At 36.6% G+C, this 5,381-nt stretch carries 9 protein-coding genes; 5 read left to right on the forward strand and 4 right to left on the reverse strand.

Annotated elements, in window-relative coordinates; genetic code table 11:
• Positions 1 to 245: 245 nt before the first annotated feature.
• The 3 genes from HMPREF0083_RS17315 to lepB form a co-directional block, all read right to left on the reverse strand.
• On the reverse strand, positions 246 to 497 hold the full coding sequence (locus HMPREF0083_RS17315; protein ID WP_021622915.1) for a hypothetical protein: 252 nt from the start codon (positions 495 to 497) through the stop codon (positions 246 to 248).
• A complete protein-coding gene (locus HMPREF0083_RS17320) occupies positions 487 to 786 on the reverse strand; it encodes a hypothetical protein (protein ID WP_021622916.1) in 300 nt (99 codons plus the stop codon). The genes HMPREF0083_RS17315 and HMPREF0083_RS17320 overlap by 11 nt, the downstream gene beginning before the upstream one ends.
• Positions 787 to 1,272: 486 nt before the next feature.
• Positions 1,273 to 1,746 carry a signal peptidase I gene (gene lepB / locus HMPREF0083_RS17325; RefSeq protein WP_021622917.1) on the reverse strand — a complete coding sequence of 158 codons (474 nt, stop codon included), beginning with the start codon at positions 1,744 to 1,746 and terminating at the stop codon, positions 1,273 to 1,275.
• A gap of 127 nt (positions 1,747 to 1,873) precedes the next feature.
• Between lepB and HMPREF0083_RS17330 the strand changes: the two genes are divergently transcribed.
• The 3 genes from HMPREF0083_RS17330 to HMPREF0083_RS17335 all read left to right on the forward strand — a co-directional run bounded on the left by HMPREF0083_RS17330 (position 1,874) and on the right by HMPREF0083_RS17335 (position 3,018).
• Entirely contained in the window at positions 1,874 to 2,335 is a 462-nt protein-coding gene (locus tag HMPREF0083_RS17330) for a DNA adenine methylase (protein WP_051354706.1), read from the forward strand.
• Positions 2,311 to 2,565, forward strand: a complete 255-nt coding sequence (locus HMPREF0083_RS26530) for a DNA adenine methylase (RefSeq protein ID WP_148316003.1) — start codon at positions 2,311 to 2,313, stop codon at positions 2,563 to 2,565. Before HMPREF0083_RS17330 ends, HMPREF0083_RS26530 begins: the two co-directional genes overlap by 25 nt.
• Before the next feature lie 252 nt (positions 2,566 to 2,817).
• Entirely contained in the window at positions 2,818 to 3,018 is a 201-nt protein-coding gene (locus HMPREF0083_RS17335) for a hypothetical protein (protein ID WP_021622921.1), read from the forward strand.
• 219 nt (positions 3,019 to 3,237) lie between these two features.
• Here the strand turns inward: HMPREF0083_RS17335 and HMPREF0083_RS17340 are convergent, their stop codons facing one another.
• Entirely contained in the window at positions 3,238 to 3,876 is a 639-nt protein-coding gene (locus tag HMPREF0083_RS17340; RefSeq protein WP_021622923.1) for a hypothetical protein, read from the reverse strand.
• A gap of 576 nt (positions 3,877 to 4,452) precedes the next feature.
• On the opposite strand from HMPREF0083_RS17340, the gene HMPREF0083_RS29450 reads away from it, so the two are divergent.
• Together HMPREF0083_RS29450 and HMPREF0083_RS17345 are read left to right on the forward strand one after the other, a co-directional pair.
• The gene (locus HMPREF0083_RS29450) at positions 4,453 to 4,608 is read left to right on the forward strand and encodes a hypothetical protein (RefSeq protein ID WP_021622924.1); all 156 of its coding nucleotides are present in this window, start codon (positions 4,453 to 4,455) and stop codon (positions 4,606 to 4,608) included.
• 409 nt (positions 4,609 to 5,017) lie between these two features.
• Entirely contained in the window at positions 5,018 to 5,341 is a 324-nt protein-coding gene (locus tag HMPREF0083_RS17345) for a hypothetical protein (RefSeq protein WP_021622926.1), read from the forward strand.
• Positions 5,342 to 5,381: the final 40 nt, after the last annotated feature.

The following is a 5,381-nucleotide window of genomic DNA, read 5'->3' on the forward strand; positions in this document are numbered from 1 at the left end:
TCTTCCACCTTATGGATAATCAACAGGCGTGGTTTCTATTGTTTCAAAATAAGCTTTCTCTTTTTGTTGCTGATTTTCGGCTATGATAAGAATAATGACTAATAATAAAACTAGGCTAATAATCCACCAATTTTTTCAGATGAGATATCCCATTCTCTCTATTTTTAACATATCTTTACATTTATGTAAATATTTTACGTAAACCATAAAATAATGCCCTGCCTGACCTAAATGGACAAGCAGGGTTATTGTTTTTCAGGCTTCAATAGATATATTTCTTCTTCAGTGCGAGCAATACGTAAAATTTGATAATCCAAGCGTTTGTGAATACGTTTGGTGTCTTCTTTTACAGATGCCACTTCACCATGTAGTTTATGGACTTCCATAGCCAGTGCTTCAAGTTTTGCATCTGTCTCCTCTTGCCGATCATGTATAGCACGTGTGATTTGCTGCAACTCCTTAATACCTTCTAAGATTAAATCTAACTTATCGTTCATACATTCCACCTCGTTTACCTTGTTTCTTCAACTTTTTAACAAGTTCAATGGTTTGCCTTGCCTCGTCATACATATGCTCCCGAAAAGCTTTCTGTTCTTCAGGTGAAAGGTCGTCATATCCTTCTATACCATCATAGAAGAAGAGGCTCATTTCTTTCTCGGATTCTTTTGATGGTGAATTTTCTTTATTTATTGCATTATTAGATAGATCTAAAAGATAGTCAGAACTTGTATCTAAGGTTTCGGCAAGACGTTTAATAAGATAGTCTTCAACATTTTTTCTCTCCATTTTCTACTCTGGAAAGGACACTGTTACTGATGCCTAGTTTTTGGCGAAGTCCCTTTGTGTCCATCCCTTTTTTCCCTTAATCTTTTTACTCTTTCACCAATAGATGACACAAGTTCACCAACTTTCCCATTTTAACAATTAAATTGTATCATTTTTTTCTAAAACGGAAAAACAATTATTGGATTTACTAAAATAAAAAACAGAGCTGGTGAAAATGAAAACACGCTTGTGGTTCCGAGAGAGCAGTTACGAGGCAAGCTTGATTCGCTAGTAATTAACTACAACATCGAAATCAACACAAAAACGAATGAGCCGCTGAAAAAGTATGGGGTGGACGACGCTGGCGATGCAGTTAGATACATCAATTGGTAAATTGACCCGTGACTTTAAGAAATATAAAGAGCGTGTAGCTAAGCAGATGCGTGATGGAGATACGGCGTAACAACAAAACCAGCAAGCCTTACTTAGCTTGCTGGTTACTAGGAATTACTTTACAACCTTACCTATGATTTGTCCTACCTTTATAGGTCCGAATACTCGACTGTCATAGCTATTCCAGCGGTTGTCGCCTAATACAAATACTGTTCCTTGAGGAATCGTATACGGACCATAATCTTCTGTAACCCGAAGTGTTTCATCTTGTTTTGCTTCTAATTTGTATTCAGTTAAGTAGGGCTCATCAACTGGTTTGTTATTTATGTATAGGGTATCTTCCTTGTATTCCATGATGTCGCCTGAAATGCTGATTACCCGTTTGACATGGGTTTTGTTCTTGTCATCCTTAAATACAATTACATCACCATGTGCAACAGGATGGCTTTTATAGTAATCCTTATCTACGATGAGTCTTTCTTCATTTTGTAAAAAAGGAGCCATACTATTGCCTTCCGAGATAAATGTACTTTCATTTGATTGTGTTTCACTAGTAAATACGGAAAAAGCGAGCATTATGATTACCATCAGAGTCTGCAATTGAATCACCCAACTAATACCAAATTTTTATTTGAGCATAACACAAATAAAGTTCTGGATAAATATTACTTTTTGAGATGCGACTTAATAATCGGTTACCCGCCAGGGAGGCTCGGTGGGTGGCCTAAGGAGGTGGAGAAATGGCTTATCCGAGGGTTCAACAATCGGTAGCAAGTGGAGTATGGTGGACTGGATTATTAACCACATGCCAGAACATGAAGTGTACCTGGAAACACATTTCGGATCCGGAGCGGTGTATTCTACAAAGCAGCCAGCCAAAATCGAAACGATAAACGATGTTAATGGTAAAGTGGTTAATTTGTTTCGTACCATTCGTGAAAAGCCCGAAGAGTTAGCGCGATTAATTGAATGGACGCCGTGGGCTCGAGCAGAATACTACGAGTCATATGAAATGACGGCAATGAACTGGAGGACGCACGACGATTCTTGGTTCGTTGCTGGCAAGCACATGGAACGAGAACAAGCGATAGAACCGGATGGAAGAATTCTATTCAAGCTTCAGGAAGGAATCGTACAAAGGGCTGGTAACAGTTGCCGGAACGAATTATGGAAGTAACGGAACGTTTAAAGAATACTCAAATTGAATGCCAGAAGGCAGAGAAGCTTATCGAGCGGTACTGGTACCCAGAAGTTTTAATATATGCCGATCCTTCGTACTTGATAGAAACACGCCATGGCTGGATATATGAAGATAAAATGACATCAGAAGAGCATGAGGAATTGCTCACTGCACTCGAGGCCCACCCGGGTCCATGGAGGGGATTACTTGGCAAAAATATCAATTGAAAAGTAAAAAAATAATCCTGACAAAATGGTAGTTAAGAAAATATAGAGAGGGATATTCCGATCACGCTTGACAATTGCATTAATTGTAATCAGGAAAAAGAAAACAAGGGCCATGAATAAAAAGAAAGAAGCAAAAAGCAATATACTCACCTCTTTATAGAAAATATCCTCTTTCTGACCATCTACCAGGGGGGCTCCTTGTTTGGTATCTACAAGAATATTCTACCATGAGCAGGGGGAATCGTCATACAAATGTCGTTTTTGCCGAAAATTGACCGGAGAGCTACACAAAAGAGAGTCGAGGAAGCACTGGAGACGGCGCGTATTTACAAGCAAATCGGCTTTGTTCGTCGGGAAATGAAGAACACGTCTGTCTATGAAGCCAGGTATCACGATGCGACGAACAAAACAATTGATGCAGCAGCAGACCGTGCCGTTTGGAATGTAGAATAAGGAAGAAGAGATTCGGACGTTTACAGAGCGCGTAGAGAGGGCTGTAAACCGGTTAGGAAAGAAGGAAAGAGAAATTATTCAGTTGCGGGTATCTAGAAGACAGAGCTTTGATTATATCGTAGCTGGCGAGGTAGGGCTGAGCGAACGGACGTACACCAAGATAAAGGCGGGGGCACTTTATTTACATGTTTTAACATTTGAGGATAGTTGCTAACAAGTTTACTTTCTCAAATACAGACCATGGGTAGTACAAATAGTTTGAAGTAAATCTTTGTTTGATTTTTCAACAACATAAGATTTTAGAGTAAGACTGTTTGCCCAAATAATTACTTTTATATCAGGAAAGACAAAGCAAGAAGAAATTTTTTCTCTCAGACTCATCTGGGTAATGAGCTTAATTTCTTTGAATTCATCAAAAGTAATTATATTATCCTGAGCGGGTTTCGTTTTCTTAATTATTTCATTAAGAAGATTAGATTCAAGGGTGGTTAAGTTTTTTTGCAATTCTTCGATAGGAGTCCCTACAAAATCCAAGAGAGTATGCAAATTAGTTTGAATTAAGACGGGACTCATGGCCCACAGTCTTTTTATCACCTCTATAAATCGTTCTTCATGCTGTAGATAATGCTTGTCACTAATTGGACCTTCCTGATTGTGATCATAGTATATTTCAAGGATTTCGCTTGCAGGATATCTCATAGGTGTTGGAAAAGAGTCAATTAGATATACTTTCTCAGGATAAGTATTTTCAAATTGCTCCCTTATGGATATCATATCCTCTTGAAATTTATTAATTTGCTTAGATGTAGCTATAGGTTCTTTCCAAAGTTTCCCCTCAAATGTTTTTAAATCCAACATTCATCGTTCCTTTCAGTCACTGATTACATTTCCATCTTTTAAAGAACTAGGTATTCATCTGCAGCTTCCTTAGCTTTTGCGTAAAGATGTTAATAAAGAATAACACTCGTAGCTGATGCTTTTGGAGCTATAACAGCTATGTTTGTTAGGACAAATGCAAATACTAGAGTAATAGATAGGATGAACTTGATTTTTTTCATGATACCACTCCTTTTGTATGATTTTATCTATGTACCTAAACTAGATAAAATTATCACAAGATGCATTAAAAGTTATTTTATAAATGATTATTACTTTTTTAACTATAAATATACTTAAATACAATTTATGGGTCATTGGTAATTTAATAACATTTTATATTTTGGTTTTTTGATTTTCCATAAATTATAACATCGATTAACAAATGATGTTATTCTAATTTTTTGAAAATAAGCATGAAAAGATGGAGTGAAATTGGTGCACTGTTTGGTGACTTGTTAAAATAACTTCATCAAGATTCAAGGAGCAATGCTTATAGCTTTTAAGTCGTGCTTGAATTTTGATGAATATAGCCGAATGATATAAAAGGAGTTGCTCATGATGAAAAAGAAACTTATTGGCGCACTTATGATTGCAGTCATGGCATTTTCTGGCGCTGTATCTGTATCTGCTGCAAATATTGGAAATTTAAATGGGATGGATTTAAGTAATATGGATATGGATACAGCTTTAAAGTTTGTCCAATCACAATGAGAGCAGTTGTCAGGTTCTCAATTACAAAATCAAATAAACAGCACTCAGCAAATGGATACGTACAGAATTCAAAGTCTTCCAAGTAAGCGTAACGAAGCATTTGATGCAATGGTGAATTTTATTAAAAGAATGGAGGATAGTAGAAATTCAATTATCGGTAACATGCGCTAATGTAATTTGAAAGTAAATATAGTCACTCTCAAGAGTGGCTTTTTTGTTGTCTATTTTCGTTATTGTTTATCCAAAAAACGTACTTTGATATCCATTTTCCGTACTTTAGTAGCCAAAAAGCGTACAATTCAGTGCAGTACTTGTGAATCGTGTTCGGAAAGTACTTTTAGCGTAAAGAGGAAATGCCTTCCTTTTGTCGAATTGTGTTCCCTTATGATGCAAGGAATAGGGGAGCTGAATGATGCAGCTTGCGAAGTATCCAAAGTGTGATGTGTGTAAAAAGGTTTTGAAGGACTGGTCTGGTAATATCATGATAGACAGTAAGAAGTACCATGATGAAATTGAAGACTTTCAAATTTGGTGTAAGGAATGTACTGATAAGTTAAATAGCGAAGATGTTGATAATTTGTATCATAATATTTGGGAGTTAAGTTTGGTTAAACAAGGATATCTCGAAATGAAACTGGAACTATTCGGAGGTTTAAAAGGGGATAAGAGTAAATGGTCGTTAGAAGCTTTGAAAAAATTTAATCAATTATGGTGTATGCTTTATAAGAATTAAAAGAAGGGGGCTGTCCAATAAGTCCCCAAAATAAAAAGTT

The organism is Aneurinibacillus aneurinilyticus ATCC 12856 (assembly GCF_000466385.1).
In the GTDB taxonomy this organism is placed as follows: domain Bacteria; phylum Bacillota; class Bacilli; order Aneurinibacillales; family Aneurinibacillaceae; genus Aneurinibacillus; species Aneurinibacillus aneurinilyticus.